The sequence below is a fragment of the Pseudomonas sp. 1 genome, assembly GCF_056626735.1.
On sequence record NZ_JBWXMQ010000007.1, the window covers coordinates 275,267 to 296,779 of the forward strand.

Consider the following 21,513-nt stretch of genomic DNA (forward strand, 5'->3'; position numbering starts at 1 on the left):
TATGGCACGCGATTCCGGTTCCGAAGCAAATGCCCATGCTCAGGATTGTTCAGATTTTTCCGTGGGAAATTTCCTTCGCAGCAATCAGAGCTGAAGAATCAGGGTCTTCAGCGGTGGCTGCTGATCCATCGACGGGAAGTCCCGGCCCGGGGTCATCACGCTCCATTCACGCACCGGCCGCCCGGTTTTTTCAGCGCAGCGCAGCACTTGTTCGCGCCAGTCGTCCATGCTGACTTTCGCCAGATTGTTGCAGCAGATCAGCACGCCATTCTCGGCGGTGGTCAGCAGGGCGGGCTTGAGCAGGCTTTGATAATCACGCAGCAGGTCGACGGTGCCGAACGCACTCTTGGCCCACGCGGGCGGGTCGAGGAGCACCAGATCGTACTGGCGCTGTTCCAGGCGTTGATAGCTCGGCAGTTTCTGCCCGCGACGCTGGCTGATCGGCAGGCCGGCCAGTTGGCGGATCGCCGGGAAGTAGTCGGACTGGATGAATTCCATGGTCGGCAGGTGCGGGTTGAGCTGACCGTTCTCGCGGCCGACCGCCAGATTGCCCTCGGCGAAATCCAGGTTGCACACCTCGCGCGCGCCGCCGGCCGCAGCGCTGAGACCGACGCCGCAGGTGTAGGCGAACAGGTTGAGCACGCTTTTGCCCTTGGCGTGATCCTTGACCCAGCCGCGGGTGTTGCGCAGGTCGAGGAACAGCAGCGGATCCTGCCCGGCATGGCGTCCGCGTACACGATAGTTCAGGCCCCATTCGTGGCCGACCAGATCGACCAGCGCCGCGTCTTCGGCGCGGTAGACGCTGTCTTCACGGTCGATCCGCGAGTTGCCACGGGAGCGGTCGTTGTAGACCAGCAGCGTTTCCAGTCCCAGGGTCTGGTTGACCATGGCGTGCAGTTGCAGCAGGTCTTCGCGCGCCAGCGTCTGGTGGAAACTTTGCACCATCAGTTGCGGGCCGTAGCGATCGATGGTCAGGCCGCCGGCGCCTTCCTGGCTGCCGTGGAACAGCCGATAGCAGTCGGTGCCCTGGCGGTGCAGCTCGGCGAGCAGATCCTGGCGTTGATCGAGTGCGGCGCGCAGCGCCAGGTTCAAGGAAGACATGCGGGCGCCTTGCTGGAGGGAATCGGGGCGCGGGAGTTTAGCAGTTTGGCAGGCAGTCGAGGGTAGCCATCGCGAGCAGACTCGCTCCCGCAGACGATCAAAAGTCCTGGTGGGAGCAAGCTTGCTCGCGATGCTTTTGCGCCCTTACCGGTTCAAGCGTTTATCGATCAAGCCCTGCACCACGCTCGGATCCGCCAGCGTCGAGGTGTCGCCGAGGCTGTCGAGTTCGTTGCAGGCGATCTTGCGCAGGATCCGCCGCATGATCTTGCCCGAGCGGGTCTTCGGCAGGGCCGGGGCCCACTGGATCAGGTCCGGTTTGGCGAAGCTGCCGATTTCCTTGCTGACGTGGGCCAGCAGTTCTTTCTTCAGTTCATCGGTGGGCTCGGTGCCGTTCATCGGTGTAACGAACGCGTAGATCCCCTGGCCTTTGACGTCGTGGGGATAACCGACCACGGCGGCCTCGGCGATGCTGTCGTGCAGCACCAGCGCACTTTCCACCTCGGCGGTGCCGATGCGATGGCCGGAAACGTTGATTACGTCATCGATGCGCCCGGTGATCCAGTAATCGCCATCCTCGTCGCGGCGGGCGCCGTCGCCGGTGAAGTAGTAACCGGGGTAGGGCTTGAAGTAGGTGTCGACCATGCGCTGCGGATCGCCGTAGACGCTGCGGATCTGCGCCGGCCAGCTCGACTTGATCGCCAATACGCCGCTGCCGGCGCCCTTGATTTCCTTGCCGTGTTCATCGAGCAGCACCGGTTGCACGCCGAACATCGGTTGGGTGGCGCAGCCCGGTTTGATTCGCTGGGCGCTGACCAGCGGGCTGAGCATGATGCCGCCGGTTTCGGTCTGCCACCACGTATCGACGATCGGGCAGCGCTGTTCGCCGACCACGTTGAAATACCATTCCCACGCTTCCGGGTTGATCGGCTCACCGACGCTGCCGAGCAATCTGAGGCTTTCGCGTGACGTTTCCTGCAAGGGGCCGGCGCCTTCACGCATCAACGCCCTCAATGCTGTCGGCGCGGTGTAGAAGATGTTGACCTTGTGTTTGTCGATCACCTGCCAGAATCGCGAAGTGCTCGGGTAACTCGGTACGCCTTCGAAGATCAGCGTGGTTGCGCCGTTGGCCAGCGGGCCGTAGACGATGTAACTGTGGCCGGTGACCCAGCCGACGTCGGCGGTGCACCAGAACACTTCGCCGTCGCGGTAGTCGAGCACGTACTTGAAGGTCATCGCCGCTTGCAACAGGTAACCGCCGGTGGTGTGGAGCACGCCCTTGGGTTTGCCGGTGCTGCCGGAGGTGTAGAGGATGAACAGCGGGTCTTCGGCGTCCATCGGTTCCGGCGGGCAATCGTCGCTGACATCACGCACGGCCTGGTGATACCAGAGGTCGCGGCCTTCGACCCAGTCAACTTTGTTCTGAGTGCGCTCGACCACCACGACGGTGCTGACATTCGGGCAGCTCTGCAGGGCCTTGTCGACGTTCTGTTTCAGCGGCACGAACTTGCCACCGCGCACGCCTTCGTCGGCGGTGATCACGGTGCGGCAGTCGGCATCGAGAATGCGGTCGCGCAGGGAGTCCGGGGAGAAACCACCAAACACCACCGAATGAATCGCGCCGATCCGCGCGCAGGCGAGCATGGCGTAGGCCGCTTCGGGGATCATCGGCATGTAGATGCACACTCGGTCGCCTTTCTTCACGCCACGGCTTTTCAGCACGTTGGCCAGGCGGCAGACGTGGTGATGGAGTTTGCTGTAGGTGATTTGCGTCGATTCGGCAGGGTCGTCGCCTTCCCAGAGGATGGCGGTCTGATCGCCGCGCGTTTCCAGATGGCGGTCGATGCAGTTGTAGCTGACGTTCAGCTTGCCGCCGGCAAACCAGGCGGCTTCACCGGTCTTCAGGTCATAGCGCTGGACGGTCTGCCACGGTGTGCTCCAGTCGAGGAAGCGGGTGGCCTGTTCGGCCCAGAAGGTGCCGGGGTGTTCAATGGATTCGCGGTACAGGCGCTGGTAGTCGTCCTGACTCAACTGTGCAGCCCGGCGGACGGCATCGGCTTTGGGGAACGTGCTGATATCGAACATGACGGTTCCTTATTCTTGTTGTGCGACAAGGATAAAGATGCGCCGAGAGTCCAACAGGTTCAAGTCATCCACAAACGACTGTGGGAACGAGCTTGCTCGCGAAGGCGGAATGTCAGTCAACGTGGATGTTGAGTGAATAACCGCAATCGCGAGCAAGCTCGCTCCCACAGGGTGACTGCAGAGCGATCAAATCAGCCGCGGTGACGGCCGCGGAAGTAGTTGATCAGGCCTTGGGTGGATGCATCTTCGGCGGCGGTTTCCTCGCTGCCGACCAGGCGGTTGTAGACGCCTTTGCCCAGTTCCTTGCCCAGCTCCACGCCCCACTGGTCGAAGGCGTTGATGCCCCAGACCACGCTTTGCACGAAGACTTTGTGTTCGTACATCGCCACCAGTGCGCCGAGACGACGCGGGCTGATGCGCTCGACCACCAGGGTGTTGCTCGGACGGTTGCCCGGGATCACCTTGTGCGGCGCGAGTTTCTGCACCTGGTCTTCGCTCATGCCCTTGTCGCGCAGTTCCGCTTCGGCTTCCGGCAGGGTCTTGCCGAGCATCAGTGCCTGGCTCTGCGACAGGCAGTTGGCGTACAGCCACTGATGGTGGTCGGAGACCGGGTTGAAGCTGACGATCGGCACGATGAAGTCGGCCGGAATCAGTTGGGTGCCCTGATGCAGCAACTGGTGGTAAGCGTGCTGACCGTTGCAGCCGACGCCACCCCAGATCACCGGGCCAGTGTCGGTCGACACGGCGGTGCCGTCCTGACGCACGCTCTTGCCGTTGGATTCCATGTCCAGCTGTTGCAAGTGCTTGGTGATGTTACGCAGGTAGTGGTCGTACGGCAGGATCGCGTGGCTTTGCGCGCCCCAGAAGTTGCCGTACCACACGCCGAGCAGGGCCAGCAGCACCGGCATGTTCTGTTCGAACGGCGCGCTCTGGAAATGCTGGTCCATGGTGTACGCACCGGACAGCAGTTCCTTGAAGTTGGACATGCCGATGGCCAGCGCAATTGGCAGGCCGATGGCCGACCACAGCGAGTAACGACCGCCGACCCAGTCCCACATCGGGAAGATGTTTTCTTCGCGGATACCGAAGGCCACGGCTGCCGCGTTGTTGCTCGATACGGCGATGAAGTGGCGATACAGCTCGGCTTCCGAACCACCCTGGGCCAGGTACCAGGCACGGGCGGCCTGGGCGTTTTTCAGGGTTTCGAGGGTGTTGAACGACTTCGACGACACGATGAACAGCGTGGTCTCGGCGCGCAGTTTTTGCGTCAGCTCGTGGAACTCGCTGCCGTCGATGTTCGCCAGATAGTGGCAACGCACGCCTTTCTGGGCGTAGGACAGCAGGGCTTCGGAGACCAGCTCGGGGCCGAGGAACGAGCCACCGATGCCGATATTCACAACGTCAGTGATCGGCTTCTCGGTGTAACCACGCCACAGACCGTCGTGGATGCGGCCCACCAGATCGGTGATCTGGTTCAGCACCTTGTGTACTTCAGGCATCACGTTGACGCCGTTGACCGACAGCTTGTCGCCGACCGGGCGACGCAGGGCGGTGTGCAGCGCCGGGCGGCCTTCGGAGGAATTGACGATTTCGCCGTCGAACAGCGCCTTGATCGCGCCCTTGAGATCGACTTCATTGGCCAGACCCACCAGCAGGTTACGGGTCTCGGCGTTGATCAGATTCTTCGAATAGTCGAGAAACAGTCCGCAGCTGCTGAGAGTGAACTGATTGAAGCGCTGCGGATCGGCGTTGAAGGCTTCGCGCATGCTGAAATCCTGCATGGCTTGGCGGTGATCTTTCAACGCTTGCCAGGCAGGCAGAGCGGTAACGTCATGAGGAGTGCGGTAGTACGCCATCGCTGCGGTTTTCCTTTTTACTTGAACGGCCTTTTGAACACTGAAAAGACCTCCCCGCCAGGTTTGGGCGAGGGGGCAACTGCGTCGACACGATTACTTTGGCGCAGGGCGAATACAGTAAACCCAGCGCCGCGATCTGTCTTGGCTTTGTCTGACCTGTTTTCGGTACTTTTTTAACATTGATAACAGACGGGGGCCGACGGACGGCAAGTCATGCGAGCAAGTTCCTGCGTTCGCGCGCAGTGGACCGGCGGGCAGTTTGCCCGATGGTCAGGTGCTCAGCAATGCGATCAGGAAGGGGAGTTGGCACGAATGTGGGAGCGAACAGGCGCGCTCCCACATGCTGCTGTTGCAGTATTCAGGCGGGGGTATCGAGGTTCAGGTGCAGGTTGTCGATCAACCGGGTGGTGCCGAGGAATGCTGCAACCAGAATCACCAGATCACGATCTTCCGCCGTGGCCGGACGCAGGGTCAGGGCGTGGCGGATTTCCAGGTAATCCGGACGCAGGCCGGCGGCTTCCAGTTGCTGGCGTTGCGCCTGAATCAGGGCAGGGAAGTCGCGTTCACCCTGCTTGATCGACTCGGCAATGCTGCTCAGGGTGCGATAGACCACCGGCGCCACGGAGCGTTGCTCTTCACTGAGGAAGCCGTTGCGCGAGGACAGCGCCAGGCCGTCGGCGGCGCGTACGGTCGGCTCGCCGATGATCTGGATCGGCATGTTCAGGTCATGCACGAGTGCGCGGATCACCGCCAGTTGCTGGAAGTCTTTCTGGCCGAAGATCGCCAGGTCCGGCTGGACCATGTTGAACAGCTTGCTGACCACCGTCGCCACGCCTTCGAAGTGCCCCGGACGGCTGGCGCCGCAAAGGCCTTCGGAAAGTTGCGGCACGCTGACCCGGGTCTGACCGGCCATGCCGTCGGGGTACATCTCTTCGACGGTCGGGGCGAACAGCAGATCGCATCCGGCTTCCAGCAGTTTTTCCTGATCCGCCGCCAGGGTGCGTGGGTACTTGTCGAGGTCTTCGCCGGCACCGAACTGCAGCGGGTTGACGAAAATGCTTGCGACCACGAAGTCCACGCGCTGGGTGGCCTTGGTGATCAGGGCAATATGGCCGCTGTGCAGGTTGCCCATGGTCGGCACGAAGCCGATGCGTTTGCCTTCGCTGCGGGCGCGCGCCACGGCGGCGCGCAGTTCACGTACGGTTTTGACGGTGTTCATGCAGAGAATCCGTGTTCGATTCCGGGGAAAGTGGTGGCTTTGACTTCACTGACGTAAGCCTTCAGCGCGGACTGGATGCTGTCCTGACCCTGCATGAAGTTCTTCACGAACTTCGGCACACGGCCGCTGATCGACAGGCCGAGCATGTCGTGCAGTACCAGCACCTGACCGTCGGTGGCGTTGCCGGCACCAATGCCGATCACCGGAATCTTCACCGCCTGGCTGATTTCAGCCGCCAGTTCGCTCGGCACGCATTCGAGCAACAGCATGGCTGCACCGGCCTGCTCCAGGGAGATCGCGTCGGCGCGCATCTGGCGTGCCTGGTTCTCGTTGCGACCTTGCACTTTATAGCCACCAAGAATGTTCACGGCTTGCGGGGTCAGGCCCATGTGGGCGCAGACCGGCACACCGCGCTCGGCCAGCAGGCGGATCGAATCCGCCAGCCACAAGGCGCCTTCGACCTTGACCATGTGCGCGCCGGCCTGCATCAGCAGAGCGCTGTTGGCCATGGTTTGCTCGAGGGTGGCGTTGGCCATGAACGGCAGGTCCGCCAGGATCAGTGCATCAGAGTTGCCGCGTTTGACGCTGGCAACGTGGTAGGCCATTTCTGCGGTGGTCACCGGCAGGGTGCTGTCATGACCCTGCAGAACCATGCCGAGGGAGTCGCCCACCAGCAGCACTTCGACACCGGCCTCGTTGCAGGCGTGGGCGAAGGTCGCGTCATAGCAGGTCAGCATGGTGATCTTTTCACCTTTCTGCTTGAGGCTCTGGAGCGTGGTCAGGGTGATGGCTGGCATGTAAGAAATCCTCGTTCAGGCGCTCTGGAAACTACTGCGAGTAACGCGCGTGATTCGTCATCTATTCAGGCGCACGCTCTTTTGTCGTGCTTATAAGGCCTGGATTGCGCCCTTGTATGCCGGGTTGGCGGCAGCGGGACGCCTATAGTCGTGATGAGGCCTCAGGAAGTCAATTGCGTGTGTTACCGCATTGTTACGAGGGGAGTGTTACCTGCGTTACTGATGCGATTCAGCGGGCCGGGCCGGGAGATTCGCGCTTTTTTGTCCTACAAAAACACTTGTGGGAGCGAGCTTGCTCGCGAAAGCGGTCAGTCAGCCAATGCAGATATTGACGGTTAGATTGCCTTCGCGAGCAAGCTCGCTCCACAGGGTGTGGTATCAGTTTGAGGTAATGCGTTCCAGGCCGACGAACGGGCATGATGCGAGAAGATCGGCAAGGGTGCGGCCATCGGCCAGGCGCAGATCTTCGGCAGCCAGTTCGGCCAAGGGATAGAGAACGAACGCGCGCGCCTGCATGTGGTAATGCGGGACTTTCAGGCGCGGCTCGTCGATCAGTCGATCACCGAACAGCAGAATGTCCAGATCCAGTGTGCGCGGGCCCCAGCGTTCCAGGCGTTCACGGCCTTGATCGTTTTCGATCGCCTGCAAGGCATCGAGCAGATCCAGCGGGGCGAGCGCGCTGTCGAGTGCGGCGACCGCGTTGGTGTAACGCGGTTGGCCCGGCAGCAACGAGTCGCTTTGGTAGAAGGCAGACACGCCGACCAGTTTGGTGTCGGGCAATTGCCCCAGCGCGTCGACCGCGTTGCGCAGTTGTTCGGCCGGGTCAGCCAGGTTGCTGCCCATGCCGATGTAGATGCGTTCCATCGCTTATTCGCCCGTAGCACTCGGTGCGCCGGCGCGTTTGCGCTTGGAACCGCTGCTGCGGCGACGCTTGCGCGGTGCACCACTGGCGTCATCACCCTTACCGCTGAGGTCACGGATCATGTCGCGGCGTTCGCTGTCGTTGGCGTCCTGATAATCGGTCCACCAGTCGCCCAGACCATCAGTCTGCTCACCGGCGCTCTCACGCAGCAGCAGGAAATCGTAGCCGGCGCGAAAGCGCGGATTGTCCAGCAGCAGGTCGGCGCGTTTGCCGCTGCGGCGTGGCAGGCGTTCCTGCATGTCCCAGATCTCGCGGATCGGCATGGTGAAGCGTTTTGGGATCGCGATGCGCTGGCACTGTTCGGCGATCAGTTCGTGAGCGGCTTCCTGCATGGCCGGAATCGGTGGCATGCCACGTTCCTGCAGACGCAACACGCGAGCGGGAAGGGCTGGCCACAACAGGGCGGCGAACAGGAACGCCGGGGTCACCGGTTTGTTCTGCTTGATCCGCAGGTCGGTGTTGGTCAGGGCTTCGCTGATCAGCGTGTGGGTGTATTCCGGGTTGTGTTCCAGCGCATCGGCACTGGCCGGGAACAACGGCGCGAACAGTTGCAGGTCGACCAGCATCTCGAAGGTGATGGCGCCATGACCGGAGAGGAACAGCTTGAGTACTTCCTCGAACAGGCGGGCCGACGGGATCTCGCGCAGCATCGGCGCCAGTTCGCGGATCGGCTGGACGGTGTGCTTCTCGATGCCGAAATTGAGCTTGGCGGCGAAACGCACGGCCCGCAGCATCCGCACCGGGTCTTCCTGATAACGCTGCGTCGGATCGCCGATCAGACGGATCAACTGGTTACGGATGTCGTGCACGCCATTGGCGTAGTCGAGGATGCGCTCGCTGACCGGATCGTAATACAGAGCATTGATGGTGAAGTCGCGGCGTTGCGCGTCCTCTTCCAGGGTGCCGTAAACGTTGTCACGCAGAATGCGCCCGCTCTCGTTGCGCGAAGACTGGTTGCTGTCTTCGTCGTCTTCGTTTTGCGGGTGATTGGCGCGGAAGGTCGCGACTTCAATGATTTCGCGACCGAAATGGATGTGTACCAGCTTGAACCGGCGACCGATGATTCGCGCATTGCGGAATTCGGCACGCACCTGCTCGGGGGTGGCGCTGGTGGCGACGTCGAAGTCTTTGGGCGTGATGCCCAGCAGCATGTCTCGCACGCAACCGCCAACCAGGTAGGCCTGGTAGCCGGCGCCCTGCAGACGTTCGACGATGTTGACCGCATAACGGCTGAATTGCGCCTTCTGCAGCGAATGTTGGCCGCTGTTGAGGACTTCAGGCGTGCTACGGATGTGTTGCGTACGACGCAGGGGAGTTCGGAATGACTGGAACAGCTTCTTCAGCATGGGATGCACTGTTTGAAGGAATGTTCGGCCATACCAGAGAATGACCGCATGATGGGCCGGGATTCTAGCATTTAGTCGAGGGATGGTGTAGGACGCTGCCGATTTGCGCTGCAAGCCGCAGGCTAGAGGGGGGGGAGATGTATCGGAAGGAGGATTTGCCGTGAAAGAGAAACTACAAGGGGAGCCGAAGCTCCCCAAGAAGTAGTTGCGTGCTCTTTTTATTATTGATTCGGGCTTTTTGTTTTTGTTGAGTGCCCTCGCCATGAAGCTTTTTCTTCATGACCCTCCCAATCGGGAGCCAAGAGCAAACGGATTGCTTTGGTCGCTGTGTTGCAGTGATCTTGCGATCCAACCAGTACAGGCTCTGTCTTAAGACAGTTTTTGTTGTTCTCGGCCTGGTCGTGGGGCTGGCCCCAAATACAACGCCTCTCCAAAAGAATCAGTTAGCTGCGCCTCTCGCCGTCTTGTTTTTATTGTGCGTGAGTCGATTCGTCTTATTTTTATTGTCTTGTGCATTGCTTGTTATTGTTCTTGTACCAAACATATAGCAGGTGCCGTGCCAACTTTTGTGAACCCCAATAAAACAAGGGGTTAGGTCGATATAACCGTTTTCGCAGGGCGAAAAAAAGCCGGGGTTTCGTTACCGATAACCCCGGCTTCTGTTACGTGAAAAGACTGAGGTAACAGTTTTTTCACATCTTCAACGGTAACCCGCACACTCGACAGGTCACGTTCAGCTCTCGCTGGCGACCCCGGTCTTGCGCCGTGGAATGCCCAGACGCTGACGGCGTTCCCACAGGCATTTGCGGCTGACGCCCAGTTTGCGCGCCAGTTCGGTCTCGGTCATGTGGTCCTGATGTTCGAGCACGAAGTGCTGGAAGTAGTCTTCCAGCGACAGGTCTTCGGTCGGCTCGTGGCTGCTGCTGGCGTTACCGGGCGTTTGCGCCGGCAGGCCGATGAATTCGTCGTCCTCCAGATCGCCCAGTTCAATGTCGATGCCCAGCAGGTCGGCAGAGATTTCCGGGCTTTCGCTCAGAATCACCGCGCGCTCAACGGCGTTTTCCAGCTCCCGCACGTTACCCGGCCAGGAATAGTGCCGGATTGCCTGTTCGGCATCGGCGGCAAATTTCAGGTCGGTGCGGTTGATGCGGGCGCTTTGACGAGCGAGGAACGCATTGGCGATTTCGTTGACGTCGGCGCCGCGCTCGCGCAGGGCGGGCAGTTTCAGCGCGATCACGTGGAGGCGGTAGTACAAGTCTTCGCGGAACTGGCCGATTTTCGCCAGACTCTTGAGATCCCGGTGGGTCGCGGCGATCAACCGGACATCGACTTTCTGCGACTGAACCGAGCCCACCCGGCGAATCTCGCCTTCCTGCAGTACGCGCAGCAACCGGGCCTGGGCTTCCAGTGGCAATTCGCCGATCTCGTCGAGGAACAGCGTGCCGCCGTCCGCCGCTTCCACCAGACCGGCGCGACCCGCGCTGGCGCCGGTGAACGCGCCTTTTTCGTGACCGAACAGTTCGGACTCGATCAGGCTTTCCGGAATGGCTGCGCAGTTCACCGAGATCATCGGTGCTTTGGCGCGTTTCGACAGGTTGTGCAGAGCGCGGGCCACCAGTTCTTTACCGGTACCGGACTCGCCCTGGATCAGCACGTTGGAATCGGTTGGCGCGACTTTACGGATCTTGCCGTAAAGGTCCTGCATCGGCGGACATGAGCCGATGATGCCGATTTCGCCGTTGCTGTTGTCGATGGCGGATTTACCGCTGCCATTGGCCGATTTGGCGGGAGCTGCTTCGCCGGCGGCAGGCGCCGACTGGCGATCACGCAGGATCCGCGCGACAGCCTGAAGCATTTCGTCGTGGTCGAAAGGCTTGGCGATGTAATCCACCGCGCCCATCTTCATCGAGTCGACCGCCGAGCGCAGACTGGCGTAGCTGGTCATGATCAAAACCGGCGTGCCCTCGCCGAGCTTGATCAGCTCGGTGCCCGGAGCGCCCGGCAGTCGCAGGTCGCTGACGATCAGATCGAACGTGGGAATACTGAAGCGTTCTTGTGCTTCCTGCACTGAACCGGCTTCGCTGACCTGGTACTGGTTACGTTCCAGCAGGCGGCGCAAGGCGGAGCGGATAATGGTTTCGTCTTCGACGATCAAAATGTGCGGCATTGATTCGATACTCTCGACGGTCTCAGTTCACAGCGGACGTCGCTTCGACATGGCGCGGCAATGTCACCCGGATACGGGTGCCGCGCTGGCTCTGAACATCAGCCGGGCTGTCGATGGTGATTTGTCCATAATGCTCTTCAACGATGGAATAGACCAGTGCAAGGCCCAGACCGGTGCCTTCGCCAGGATCCTTGGTGGTGAAGAAGGGTTCGAACAATCGGTCCATGATGCTCGACGGAATACCGCTGCCTTCGTCTTCGACGATCAGATCGACCGTGTGTTCGCCGGCTTCGCTCTTGACCCGCACTGCACTGCCGGCAGGCGAGGCGTCACGGGCGTTGGAGAGCAGATTGATCAGCACCTGGGCGAGCCGCTGCGGGTCGCCTTCGACCCAGTGATCGGGATCGCACAGGTTGTAGAACTGGACTTCGAAATTGCGCCGGTTCAGGGCCAGCAGGCCGATGGCGTCCTGAGCCACTTCCGCCAGACAGACGGGCTCGTCACTGTGCTGATGACTGCCGGCATGGGCAAAACTCATCAGCGACTGGACGATGCGTGACACGCGTTTGGTCTGTTCGAGGATCTGACCGCTGATTTCCGTCAGCTCACCATCTTCTTCGCGCTCTTCCCGCAGGTTTTGTGCGAGGCAGGCGATGCCGGTGATCGGGTTGCCGATTTCGTGGGCCACACCGGCCGCGAGCCGGCCAATGCTGGCCAGACGCTCGGAGTGCACCAGCTTGTCTTCGAGCATCTGGGTTTCGGTCAGGTCTTCCACCAGCAGTACCAGGCCGCTGTTGCCCGGTGCCAGCGGTTCGTCGATCGCGGCTTTGTGCAGGTTCAGCCAACGGGTCTGGCCGTCGAGGGCCAGATGCTGTTTGTGCAAGTGCTCGTCGGGCAGGTGAATGAAGCCTTGCAGCAGATCTTTCCACGGATTGGCGATGGTGCTCAGGCGCGAGCCGACCACCCGTTGCGCGGCAATCCCGGTCAATTCTTCCATGGCCTTGTTCCACATCAGGATCTCCTGATCCTTGGCCAGCGAGCAGACGCCCATTGGCAATTCCTGCAGGGTCTGGCGGTGGTAGCGGCGCAGTGCATCGAGTTCGGCGGCCAGACCGGTCAGGCGCGAGTGGTAGTCCTCCAGGCGGCTTTCAATGAAGTGGATGTCTTCGGTGACGTAGTTTTCTCCGCCGGCCTTGTACGGCAGGAAGGTTTCCACCATGTCCTGGGCGACGCTTGGTCCCATCAGGCCGGAGAGGTTGGCTTCGATCCGGTCGCGCAGGCGGCGCAGGGCGTAAGGGCGGCGCTCGTCGAACGGCAGATAAAGGTCGCGCAGGGCCTGTTCGACTTCTTTCTGCGCAGCCTTGGCGCCCAGCGGCTTGGCCAGTTGCGTGGCGAATTCCTGCGGAGAGGCGGCGTGCAATTCGCGGCGCTGCGGACGGCGCACGTTATCCACAGCACAGGCTTCGGCAGCGCTGGCCTCTTCCGGGCTGGCATTGGTGAACAGCGAAATCAGCGTGAACATCAGGACGTTGGCCGCCAGCGAGGCGATGGCCGCCATGTGCCAGCTCGTATCGTCCAGCACGTAGATCATGTTCAGCAGCGGAATATAGAAACCCTGCAGATTACCGACCAGCGGCAACAGCATGGTCACGACCCACACCACAATTCCCGCCAGGAGACCGGCGATAAAGCCGCGGCGATTGGCGGTCGGCCAGTACAGCACCGACAGTACACCCGGCAGGAATTGCAGGGTCGCTACGAAGGCGACGATGCCGAGGTTGGCCAGGTCCTGCTCGGCGCCGAGCATCAGGTAGAAGCAGAAGCCGGCCATGATGATCGCGACGATCAGCGCCCGGCGGGTCCATTTCAGCCAGCGATAGATATTGCCTTCGGCCGGCGGCTGATAGAGCGGCAGCACCAGATGGTTCAGGGCCATGCCCGACAGGGCCAGCGTGGTGACGATGATCAGGCCGCTGGCCGCCGACAGACCGCCGACATACGCCAGCAATGCCAGCGATTTGCTGTTGGCGGCGATGCCGATGCCGAGGGTGAAGTATTCCGGATTGGTGGTGGCGCCGAGTTTCAGGCCGGCCCAGAGAATCAGCGGCACCGCCAGGCTCATCAACAGCAGGAACAGCGGCAGGCCCCAGCTCGCGCTGACCAGCGAGCGCGGGTTGAGGTTTTCGGTGAAGGTCATGTGATACATGTGCGGCATCACGATCGCCGAGGCGAAAAACACCAACAGCAACGTGCGCCACGGGCCTTCCTGCAATGGCGTGTGCAGGGCGGCGAGTGCGGTCTGGTTCTGCAACAGCCACAGTTCAAGCTGTTGCGGGCCGTTGAATACGCCGTACAGCGCGTAGAGGCCGACGCCGCCAAGGGCCACCAGTTTGATCACCGATTCGAAAGCAATCGCGAACACGAGTCCTTCGTGCTTTTCACGGGTGGCGATGTGCCGGGAGCCGAAGAAAATCGTGAACAGAATGATCAGCGCACAAAACGCCAGGGCCACGCGATTCTGCACCGGCTCGCCGGTGAGGATGCCGATCGAGTCGGCCACGGCCTGGATCTGCAACGCCAGCAACGGCAAAACACCGATCAGCATGAAAATCGTGGTCAGCGCACCGGCCCAGGTGCTGCGGAAGCGGAAGGCGAACAGGTCCGCCAGCGACGACAGTTGATAAGTGCGGGTGATCTTGAGGATCGGATACAGCAGCACCGGCGCCAGCAAAAACGCGCCGGATACCCCGAGATAACTGGACAGGAAGCCGTAGCCGTACTGATAGGCCAGCCCCACCGTGCCATAGAACGCCCACGCACTGGCGTAGACCCCCAGCGACAGGGTGTAGGTCAACGGATGGCGAATGATCGCCCGCGGGATCATGCCTCGTTCACTGATCCACGCCACGCCGAACAGCGCGGCCAGGTAGGCGGCGCTGATCAGCAGCATCTGGGTCAGGCTAAAGCTCATCGGCATCTTTTTGGCTCTGCAGGATGAAGGTCACGACAATCAGGATCAGCCAGAGCAGATAAGGGCGATACCAGGCGCCCGTAGCGTCGATCCACCAGTCCATGATGGCGGGAGAAAACAGGTAGATCCCCACGACCAGAAGCAGGACCAAGCGATAGATGTACATCCCGGCCTCTCTTTTTTATGCGCGTGCCCGAAAACGTGCGGCGATGGTAACGGATGGGCGCGCCACTGCAAGTGTCGTCACAGCAGTTGCGCTTCGGGCAGGGTCAGTGTGCGCGGGATTTTCAAGGCATCCCAGTGGGCGCTGCCCCAGTTCAACAGTTCCTGCGGCGAGGCGTGGGCCAGTTCGGGCCCAGGGTTTTGCCCCAGTGCACGCAGGGCCCGCAGCAACAGCGGTGTGGCCTGATCGGCTACCAGCGGTGGCGAGCGATAGGACTTGCCGAGCTTGTGGCCGTCCGGCTGGGTAATCAGTGGCAGATGCAGATAGCGCGGTTGGCGCAGGCCCAGCAATTCCTGCAGATAGAGCTGGCGCGGTGTGGAGTCGAGCAGATCGGCACCGCGCACGATGTCGGTGATGCCCTGCCAGGCGTCGTCCAGTACCACCGCCAGTTGATAGGCGTAAAGACCGTCGCGGCGGCGGATCACGAAATCCCCCACGTCGCGGCCCAAGTGCTGACGGTATTCGCCCTGCACCCGGTCGATGAAGTGATATTCCAGCTCCGGCACGCGCAGGCGAATCGCCGCGTCTTCCTGACCATGGCCGGCGTTGCGGCACAGTCCCGGATAAATGCCGTGGTACGGCTCCAGTTGCTTGCGCGAACAGGTGCAGGCGTAGGCCAGGCCGTGATTGAACAGGCTGTCGAGCACTTGAGCGTAGGCCTCGTGCCGATCGCTCTGGCGGACCATTTCGCCGTCCCATTCGAAGCCATAGCTTTCCAGTGCCTTGAGAATCGCCGCTTGCGCGCCCGGCTCTTCGCGGGGCGGATCGAGGTCTTCCATGCGCACCAGCCAGCGGCCGCCCACCGAGCGTGCGTCCAGATAAGAGGCCAGGGCGGCAACCAGCGAACCGAAGTGCAGGTGCCCGCTGGGGGTCGGGGCGAAGCGGCCAATGTAGGCGGGGGAGGTGTTGGCAGTCATGAGGGCGATGTTACTTGAGAGTCCAAAAACAGCAGAAACAAAAACGGAGCGTTCGCACGCTCCGTTTTTCGTTCAGGCCGGGATTATTTGCCGACCTGCTTTTCCTTGATTTCCGCCAGATTCTTGCAGTCGACGCACATGTCGGCAGTCGGACGGGCCTCAAGGCGCTTGACGCCGATCTCGATGCCGCAAGAGTCGCACCAGCCGTACTCTTCGTCTTCGATCAGTTGCAGGGTCTTGTCGATCTTCTTGATCAGTTTGCGCTCGCGATCGCGGGCGCGCAGCTCGAGGGCGAACTCTTCTTCCTGGCTGGCACGGTCGGCCGGATCAGGAAAGTTGGCCGCTTCGTCTTTCATGTGATCAACAGTGCGGTCGACTTCCTGCATCAAGTCCAGTTTCCACTTGGTCAGGATCTTGGTGAAGTGCGCGCGCATTGGAGCGCCCATGTACTCTTCGCCCGCTTCCGGGACGTAGGGTTCGAAACCGCTGAGTGTCTGACTTGCCTGTTGCTTTGCTTGGGTGGGCATGAAATGGACCGCCTCTACTCTTGTAATCCATTGCGCAGGATTGCTCCATCACCGACACCTGCCGGCCCTGCGGCTGCAAGCGGGCGAACTTACCAGATCAATTCGGCCCGCGCTACTCCCGGATGTCGAGCGCGCGGCCGGTGGGGCTTGCAAATGTTTGCCAAGCCATGTCGGGCAATGTTGCAGACCTGCTCAATCACTGATTTTAGTCAATCCTGGAATGTACGCTCGGGTCGTTACAGTCCAGTGTTCTTGAGGCTGTGACCGCTGCGGGTTCTCGCTCGTTCCGGCAGATGGGTAGAATCGTTTCTTTTCCCTCGTTGAAGGAAGGCCAATGGCTCAGCCCTACAGTGCGCGCAGTCGTGCGATCGAACCGTTCCATGTGATGGCGCTGCTGGCGCGGGCCAATGAACTGCAGGCTGCCGGCCACGACGTGATCCACCTGGAAATCGGCGAACCGGACTTCACCACCGCCGAGCCGATCATCCGCGCCGGGCAACAAGCCCTGACGGCGGGCAAAACCCGCTACACCGCGGCCCGTGGCATTCCCGAGCTGCGCGAGGCGATTTCCGGCTTCTATCAAACGCGCTACGGCCTGAGCATCGATCCTCGCCGGATTCTCATCACGCCCGGCGGTTCCGGCGCGCTGCTGCTGGCCAGCGCGTTGCTGGTGGATCCGGGCAAACACTGGCTGCTGGCCGACCCGGGCTATCCTTGCAACCGGCACTTTCTGCGACTGGTCGAGGGCGCGGCGCAGCTTGTACCGGTGGGCCCGGACGTTCGCTATCAACTGACGCCGGATCTGGTAGCGCGCCACTGGGACCACGACAGCGTCGGTGCACTGGTTGCCTCGCCGGCCAATCCGACCGGTACGATTCTGACCCGCGATGAACTGGCCGGGTTATCCACAGCCATCAAGGCGCGTCACGGGCATCTGGTGGTGGACGAGATCTATCACGGCCTGACTTATGGCACCGACGCGGCCAGCGTTCTGGAGGTGGACGACAGCGCATTTGTCCTCAACAGTTTCTCCAAGTATTTCGGCATGACCGGATGGCGTCTTGGCTGGCTGGTGGCGCCAGATGCGGCGGTCAGTGAGCTGGAAAAGCTCGCGCAGAACCTCTACATCAGCGCGCCAAGCATGGCCCAGCATGCGGCGCTGGCCTGTTTCGAGCCGGACACCATCGCGATTCTTGAAGAGCGCCGCGCCGAATTCGGCCGTCGTCGCGACTTCCTGCTGCCGGCATTGCGTGAACTGGGTTTCAACATTGCCGTAGAGCCGGAAGGCGCGTTCTATTTGTATGCCGATATCAGCCAGTTCGGCGGCGATGCCTTCGCTTTCTGCCGACATTTCCTTGAAACCGAACATGTAGCGTTTACGCCGGGGCTGGACTTCGGTCGCTATCAGGCCGGTCATCATGTGCGCTTTGCCTACACGCAAAACCTCCCTCGCTTACAGGAAGCGGTGGAACGCATCGCTCGTGGCTTGAAGAGCTGGCAAAGCTGATGCGTTTTCATCCTCCTCTCGAAGAAGGCCACTTGATCCGTCGTTACAAGCGTTTTCTCGCCGATATCGAAACCGTTGGCGGCGAGTTGCTGACCATTCATTGCCCGAACACCGGCTCGATGCTCAATTGTCAGGTTGAGGGCGGGCAGGTCTGGTTCAGCCGTTCCAGTGATCCGAAGCGCAAGCTGCCCGGCACCTGGGAAGTCGGTGAAACCCCGCAAGGCCGGCTGTTTTGCGTGAACACCGGACGCGCCAATGCACTGGTCGAAGAGGCCTTGCAGGCCGGCGTCATCAGTGAATTGAACGGGTTCACCGGGCTCAAGCGCGAAGTGGCGTACGGACAGGAAAAGAGCCGGATCGACTTTCGCCTCGACTACCCGACGGGCCCGGCGTATGTGGAAGTGAAAAGCGTCACCCTCGGGTTCGACGGCACGGCGGTAGCGGCGTTTCCCGATGCGGTGACAGAGCGCGGTGCCAAGCATTTGCGTGAACTGGCGCATCTGGCCCGGGACGGGATTCGTGCGGTGCAGTTGTACTGCGTCAATCTCACCGGTATCGAAGCAGTGCGACCGGCCGAGGAAATCGACTCGGCCTACGCCGCTGCGCTGCGCGAGGCTGTGGCGTGCGGAGTCGAAGTCCTGGCGTACGGCGTGCGTTTGAGCCATGAAGAAATGGTGGTCGACCGGCGCCTGGACGTGCTGCTCGGCGGTTAAACATCGATCCACAGCCCTTGTGCGTCTTCACGGCAGGGGATGGTCGTCAGCGATTGCCCGGCGCACGGACCGGCGACACATTCTCCGTCCTCGATCAGAAACAGTGCGCCGTGGGTGGCGCACTGGATCAGGCTGTTGCTCGGATCCAGAAACTGGTCGGGGTGCCATTCCAGGCCAACGCCCCGATGCGGGCACCGATTGAGGTAGACATAGGCCTGCCCCGCGCGGCGCACGGCAAACAGTTTTTTCCCGTCGATGTCGAAACCGCGGCTGCCGCCCTCAACCAGATCGGCGCCCGCGCAGAGAAACTTCATGGCTATCCTCAAGTGTCGGCTCGTGTCCGGATATGTCCGAGCTTGACGTTCAAATGCAAACAATTATCAAATGGCCGCCTTCGCCCGTCGCGAGGTGGCCGCTGCCGAGGATACTTGGCCTGCCGTTACGATGCCCGGGAAAACCTTTCAAGGAAGCTGTTTATGCGCCTGACTACCCGCGTTGCCGTGCTGTGTGTCGGACTTTTGGCCAGCCACCAGGCTGCAGCGGCCGAGTTGCCGCAACGTTGGGTCAGCGCCGGCGGCGCGTTGTCGGAGTGGGTGAGTGCGCTGGGTGGTGAGTCCAGGTTAGTGGGCGTCGACACCACCAGCCAGCATCCGCAATCTCTCAAGTCGCTGCCGAGTATTGGATACCAGCGCAGTCTGTCGGCCGAAGGCATTCTCAGCCTGCGCCCGGACATCCTGATCGGCACCGAGGAAATGGGCCCGCCGCCAGTGATCTCGCAGGTTCGCAGTGCCAAGGTGCAGGTGGAGTTGTTCTCGGCTCAGCCGGATCTGCCGACGCTGGAGAAAAACGTTACCCATCTGGGGCAGTTGTTGGGCGCCGAAAGCCAGGCCGCCCAGTTGTTGCAAGGTTATCAACAGCAACTCGATGCGCAAAAGACTCGTGTAGCTGAAGCCCAGACCAAGCAGAAAGCGCCGGGCGTGCTGTTGGTGCTCGGCCATGCCGGCGGCAAACCGCTGATCGCCGGCAAGGACACCGCCGCCGACTGGCTGCTGCAACAGGCGGGCGGGCATAACCTTGCGACCCACACCGGTTACAAGCCGTTTTCCGTCGAGTCCCTTGCCAGTCTCGATCCTGAAGTGCTGGTGTTCGCCGACCGTGCGCTGACTGGCGAGGCGGCGAAAGTGGCGCTGTTCAAGGAAAATCCGATCCTCAATTCCAGCCGTGCGGCCAGGACCGGACGCGTGCTGGAGCTGGACCCGACGTTACTGGTAGGCGGGCTCGGGCCGCGTTTGCCGGCTGCACTGAAGACCCTGTCTGACGGTTTCTACCCGACCCAGAGCGGCCAATGACCACGCTGGTCAAACCCCGTGGTTTGTTCATTGGCCTGATCCTGTTGTGTCTGTTGGCGATCTGGCTGTCGCTGGCGTTGGGGCCGGTCAGTCTGCCGTTGTTCGATACCTTGCGCGCTGCACTGCGCCTGATCGGGGTGCCGCTGGCGCCGGACGGTCTGGAACAGGCTGAACTGATTCTCGGGCAGATTCGTCTGCCGCGTACATTGCTCGGATTGGCCGTTGGTGGAGTCCTGGCGCTGTCCGGGGTGGCGATGCAGGGGCTGTTTCGCAATCCGCTGGCTGATCCCGGCTTGGTTGGCGTGTCCAGTGGTGCTGCTCTAGGCGCTGCGGTGGCAATTGTCGGTGGATCGTTTTTTGGTGGATTGCCCGAATGGTTCGGGCCTTATCTGCTGTCGGTTTGCGCGTTTCTTGGCGGGCTCGGGGTAACGGCGCTGGTTTATAGACTCGGCCGCCGCAACGGGCAGACCAATGTCGCAACCATGTTGCTGGCGGGGATTGCCCTGACGGCTTTGGCCAGTTCGGCGGTGGGGCTGTTTACCTATCTGGCCGACGACGCGACATTGCGCACGTTGACGTTCTGGAACCTGGGCAGCCTTAACGGCGCGAGCTATGCGCGGTTGTGGCCGCTGCTGATCATCACTGCCGGTGTTGCACTTTGGCTTCCACGTCGGGCGAAGGCGCTCAATGCGTTGCTGCTCGGCGAATCGGAAGCCGGGCATCTGGGGATCGATGTCGAACGGCTCAAGCGCGAGCTGGTGTTCTGCACGGCGCTGGGTGTCGGCGCGGCAGTGGCAGCGGCGGGGATGATCGGTTTTGTCGGATTGGTGGTGCCGCATCTGGTGCGCTTGCTCGCGGGGCCGGATCACCGGGTATTGCTGCCGGCATCGGTGCTGGCGGGGGCCAGTCTGTTGCTGTTGGCGGATCTGGTGGCGCGGCTGGCGCTGGCGCCGGCGGAACTGCCGATCGGCATTGTCACGGCGTTCATCGGTGCGCCGTTCTTCCTTTATCTGTTACTGCGAGGGCGTGCCTGATGTTGCGTGCGCACAACCTGCATATCCGCCGTGGCCGCAAGACCGTTCTGGCCGACGTCAGCCTGCAACTCGAACCGGGCGAGGTGCTTGGTGTGCTGGGCCCCAATGGCGCCGGCAAAAGTACCTTGCTCGGCGCGTTGTGCGGTGAGCTGAGTGCACACGACGGAGAAGTGTTGCTGGACGGTGAGGCATTGAGCCATTGGAGCGGCACTCAGCGCGCCCAGCGGCTGGCGGTGTTGCCGCAGGTATCGACCCTGGATTTCGCTTTTCGTGTCGAAGAAGTGGTCGGCATGGGGCGGCTGCCTTATCAGAGCGGACGTTTGCGCGATGCGGAGATCGTCGCTGACGCTTTGCGGGCGGCCGATGCGGGGCATCTGAGCGGCCGCAGTTATCTGGCGCTGTCTGGCGGCGAGCGTCAGCGGGTGCATCTTGCGCGGGTGCTGGCGCAACTGTGGCCGGGGCAGGCGGGGCAGACGTTGCTGCTCGACGAGCCGACGTCGATGCTTGATCCGTTACATCAACACACGACGCTGCAGGCGGTGCGCGAATTTGCCGATCGTGGCGCAGCGGTGCTGGTGATCCTGCATGATCTGAATCTGGCGGCGCGCTATTGTGATCGCATCCTGCTGCTGGAGGGCGGGCGCCCGGTGGCGCTGGATACGCCGCAACAGGTGTTGCGTCCGGAATCGCTGAAGGCGGTTTTCGGTCTGGAAGTATTGGTGCAGCCGCACCCGGAGCGCGGGCATCCGCTGATCATCGCCCGTTGATTTCGTCATCGAGGT

Annotated in this window: 18 protein-coding genes; 5 read left to right on the forward strand and 13 right to left on the reverse strand. The window is 61.6% G+C overall.

Annotated elements, in window-relative coordinates:
* Positions 1 to 84: 84 nt before the first annotated feature.
* From AC1MDC_RS13350 to dksA, 12 genes are all read right to left on the reverse strand, one after another.
* Complete coding sequence (locus AC1MDC_RS13350) at positions 85 to 1,101, reverse strand: class I SAM-dependent rRNA methyltransferase (protein WP_480393118.1); 1,017 nt, start codon at positions 1,099 to 1,101, stop codon at positions 85 to 87.
* Positions 1,102 to 1,245: 144 nt separating this feature from the next.
* On the reverse strand, positions 1,246 to 3,183 hold the full coding sequence (gene acs, locus AC1MDC_RS13355) for an acetate--CoA ligase (RefSeq protein WP_085697501.1): 1,938 nt from the start codon (positions 3,181 to 3,183) through the stop codon (positions 1,246 to 1,248).
* Between the two features lie 191 nt (positions 3,184 to 3,374).
* A complete protein-coding gene (gene pgi / locus AC1MDC_RS13360) occupies positions 3,375 to 5,039 on the reverse strand; it encodes a glucose-6-phosphate isomerase (protein WP_085612637.1) in 1,665 nt (554 codons plus the stop codon).
* 358 nt (positions 5,040 to 5,397) lie between these two features.
* Entirely contained in the window at positions 5,398 to 6,258 is an 861-nt protein-coding gene (gene panC / locus AC1MDC_RS13365; protein ID WP_480393119.1) for a pantoate--beta-alanine ligase, read from the reverse strand.
* On the reverse strand, positions 6,255 to 7,055 hold the full coding sequence (panB, locus tag AC1MDC_RS13370; RefSeq protein WP_085697500.1) for a 3-methyl-2-oxobutanoate hydroxymethyltransferase: 801 nt from the start codon (positions 7,053 to 7,055) through the stop codon (positions 6,255 to 6,257). The genes panC and panB overlap by 4 nt, the downstream gene beginning before the upstream one ends.
* 378 nt (positions 7,056 to 7,433) lie before the next feature.
* Positions 7,434 to 7,919 (reverse strand): 2-amino-4-hydroxy-6-hydroxymethyldihydropteridine diphosphokinase, encoded by a 486-nt coding sequence (gene folK, locus AC1MDC_RS13375; RefSeq protein WP_480393120.1) that lies wholly within the window; start codon positions 7,917 to 7,919, stop codon positions 7,434 to 7,436.
* A 3-nt stretch (positions 7,920 to 7,922) separates the two neighbouring features.
* Entirely contained in the window at positions 7,923 to 9,323 is a 1,401-nt protein-coding gene (locus AC1MDC_RS13380) for a polynucleotide adenylyltransferase PcnB (RefSeq protein ID WP_085697498.1), read from the reverse strand.
* A 733-nt stretch (positions 9,324 to 10,056) separates the two neighbouring features.
* Positions 10,057 to 11,490 carry a sigma-54-dependent transcriptional regulator gene (locus tag AC1MDC_RS13385; RefSeq protein WP_085697497.1) on the reverse strand — a complete coding sequence of 478 codons (1,434 nt, stop codon included), beginning with the start codon at positions 11,488 to 11,490 and terminating at the stop codon, positions 10,057 to 10,059.
* A 22-nt stretch (positions 11,491 to 11,512) separates the two neighbouring features.
* Positions 11,513 to 14,467 carry a sensor histidine kinase gene (locus tag AC1MDC_RS13390; protein ID WP_480393121.1) on the reverse strand — a complete coding sequence of 985 codons (2,955 nt, stop codon included), beginning with the start codon at positions 14,465 to 14,467 and terminating at the stop codon, positions 11,513 to 11,515.
* Positions 14,451 to 14,627: a hypothetical protein gene (locus AC1MDC_RS13395; RefSeq protein WP_003176118.1), complete on the reverse strand. Its 177-nt coding sequence runs from the start codon at positions 14,625 to 14,627 to the stop codon at positions 14,451 to 14,453. The genes AC1MDC_RS13390 and AC1MDC_RS13395 overlap by 17 nt, the downstream gene beginning before the upstream one ends.
* A 77-nt stretch (positions 14,628 to 14,704) precedes the next feature.
* Entirely contained in the window at positions 14,705 to 15,601 is an 897-nt protein-coding gene (gene gluQRS / locus AC1MDC_RS13400) for a tRNA glutamyl-Q(34) synthetase GluQRS (RefSeq protein ID WP_480393122.1), read from the reverse strand.
* An 83-nt stretch (positions 15,602 to 15,684) separates the two neighbouring features.
* Entirely contained in the window at positions 15,685 to 16,128 is a 444-nt protein-coding gene (gene dksA / locus AC1MDC_RS13405) for an RNA polymerase-binding protein DksA (protein ID WP_085697495.1), read from the reverse strand.
* Positions 16,129 to 16,462: 334 nt separating this feature from the next.
* Here dksA and AC1MDC_RS13410 point away from each other — a divergent pair, with 334 nt between their 5' ends.
* Entirely contained in the window at positions 16,463 to 17,635 is a 1,173-nt protein-coding gene (locus tag AC1MDC_RS13410) for a pyridoxal phosphate-dependent aminotransferase (protein ID WP_227233558.1), read from the forward strand.
* Positions 17,635 to 18,348, forward strand: coding sequence for a DNA/RNA nuclease SfsA (gene sfsA, locus AC1MDC_RS13415; protein ID WP_480393123.1), 714 nt, complete (start codon positions 17,635 to 17,637; stop codon positions 18,346 to 18,348). The genes AC1MDC_RS13410 and sfsA overlap by 1 nt, the downstream gene beginning before the upstream one ends.
* On the opposite strand, the gene AC1MDC_RS13420 is transcribed toward sfsA, so the two are convergent.
* Positions 18,345 to 18,662 carry a Rieske (2Fe-2S) protein gene (locus AC1MDC_RS13420; protein ID WP_085703186.1) on the reverse strand — a complete coding sequence of 106 codons (318 nt, stop codon included), beginning with the start codon at positions 18,660 to 18,662 and terminating at the stop codon, positions 18,345 to 18,347. The two genes, sfsA and AC1MDC_RS13420, sit on opposite strands and share 4 nt — an antisense overlap.
* Positions 18,663 to 18,824: 162 nt before the next feature.
* On the opposite strand from AC1MDC_RS13420, the gene AC1MDC_RS13425 reads away from it, so the two are divergent.
* Genes AC1MDC_RS13425 through AC1MDC_RS13435 form a run of 3 tightly spaced genes read left to right on the forward strand, consistent with a single transcriptional unit; the run spans position 18,825 to position 21,498 of the window.
* Complete coding sequence (locus AC1MDC_RS13425; protein WP_266200738.1) at positions 18,825 to 19,697, forward strand: heme/hemin ABC transporter substrate-binding protein; 873 nt, start codon at positions 18,825 to 18,827, stop codon at positions 19,695 to 19,697.
* A gap of 50 nt (positions 19,698 to 19,747) precedes the next feature.
* A complete protein-coding gene (locus AC1MDC_RS13430; RefSeq protein WP_176247740.1) occupies positions 19,748 to 20,731 on the forward strand; it encodes a FecCD family ABC transporter permease in 984 nt (327 codons plus the stop codon).
* Positions 20,731 to 21,498 (forward strand): heme ABC transporter ATP-binding protein, encoded by a 768-nt coding sequence (locus AC1MDC_RS13435; protein WP_480393124.1) that lies wholly within the window; start codon positions 20,731 to 20,733, stop codon positions 21,496 to 21,498. The genes AC1MDC_RS13430 and AC1MDC_RS13435 overlap by 1 nt, the downstream gene beginning before the upstream one ends.
* Positions 21,499 to 21,513: the final 15 nt, after the last annotated feature.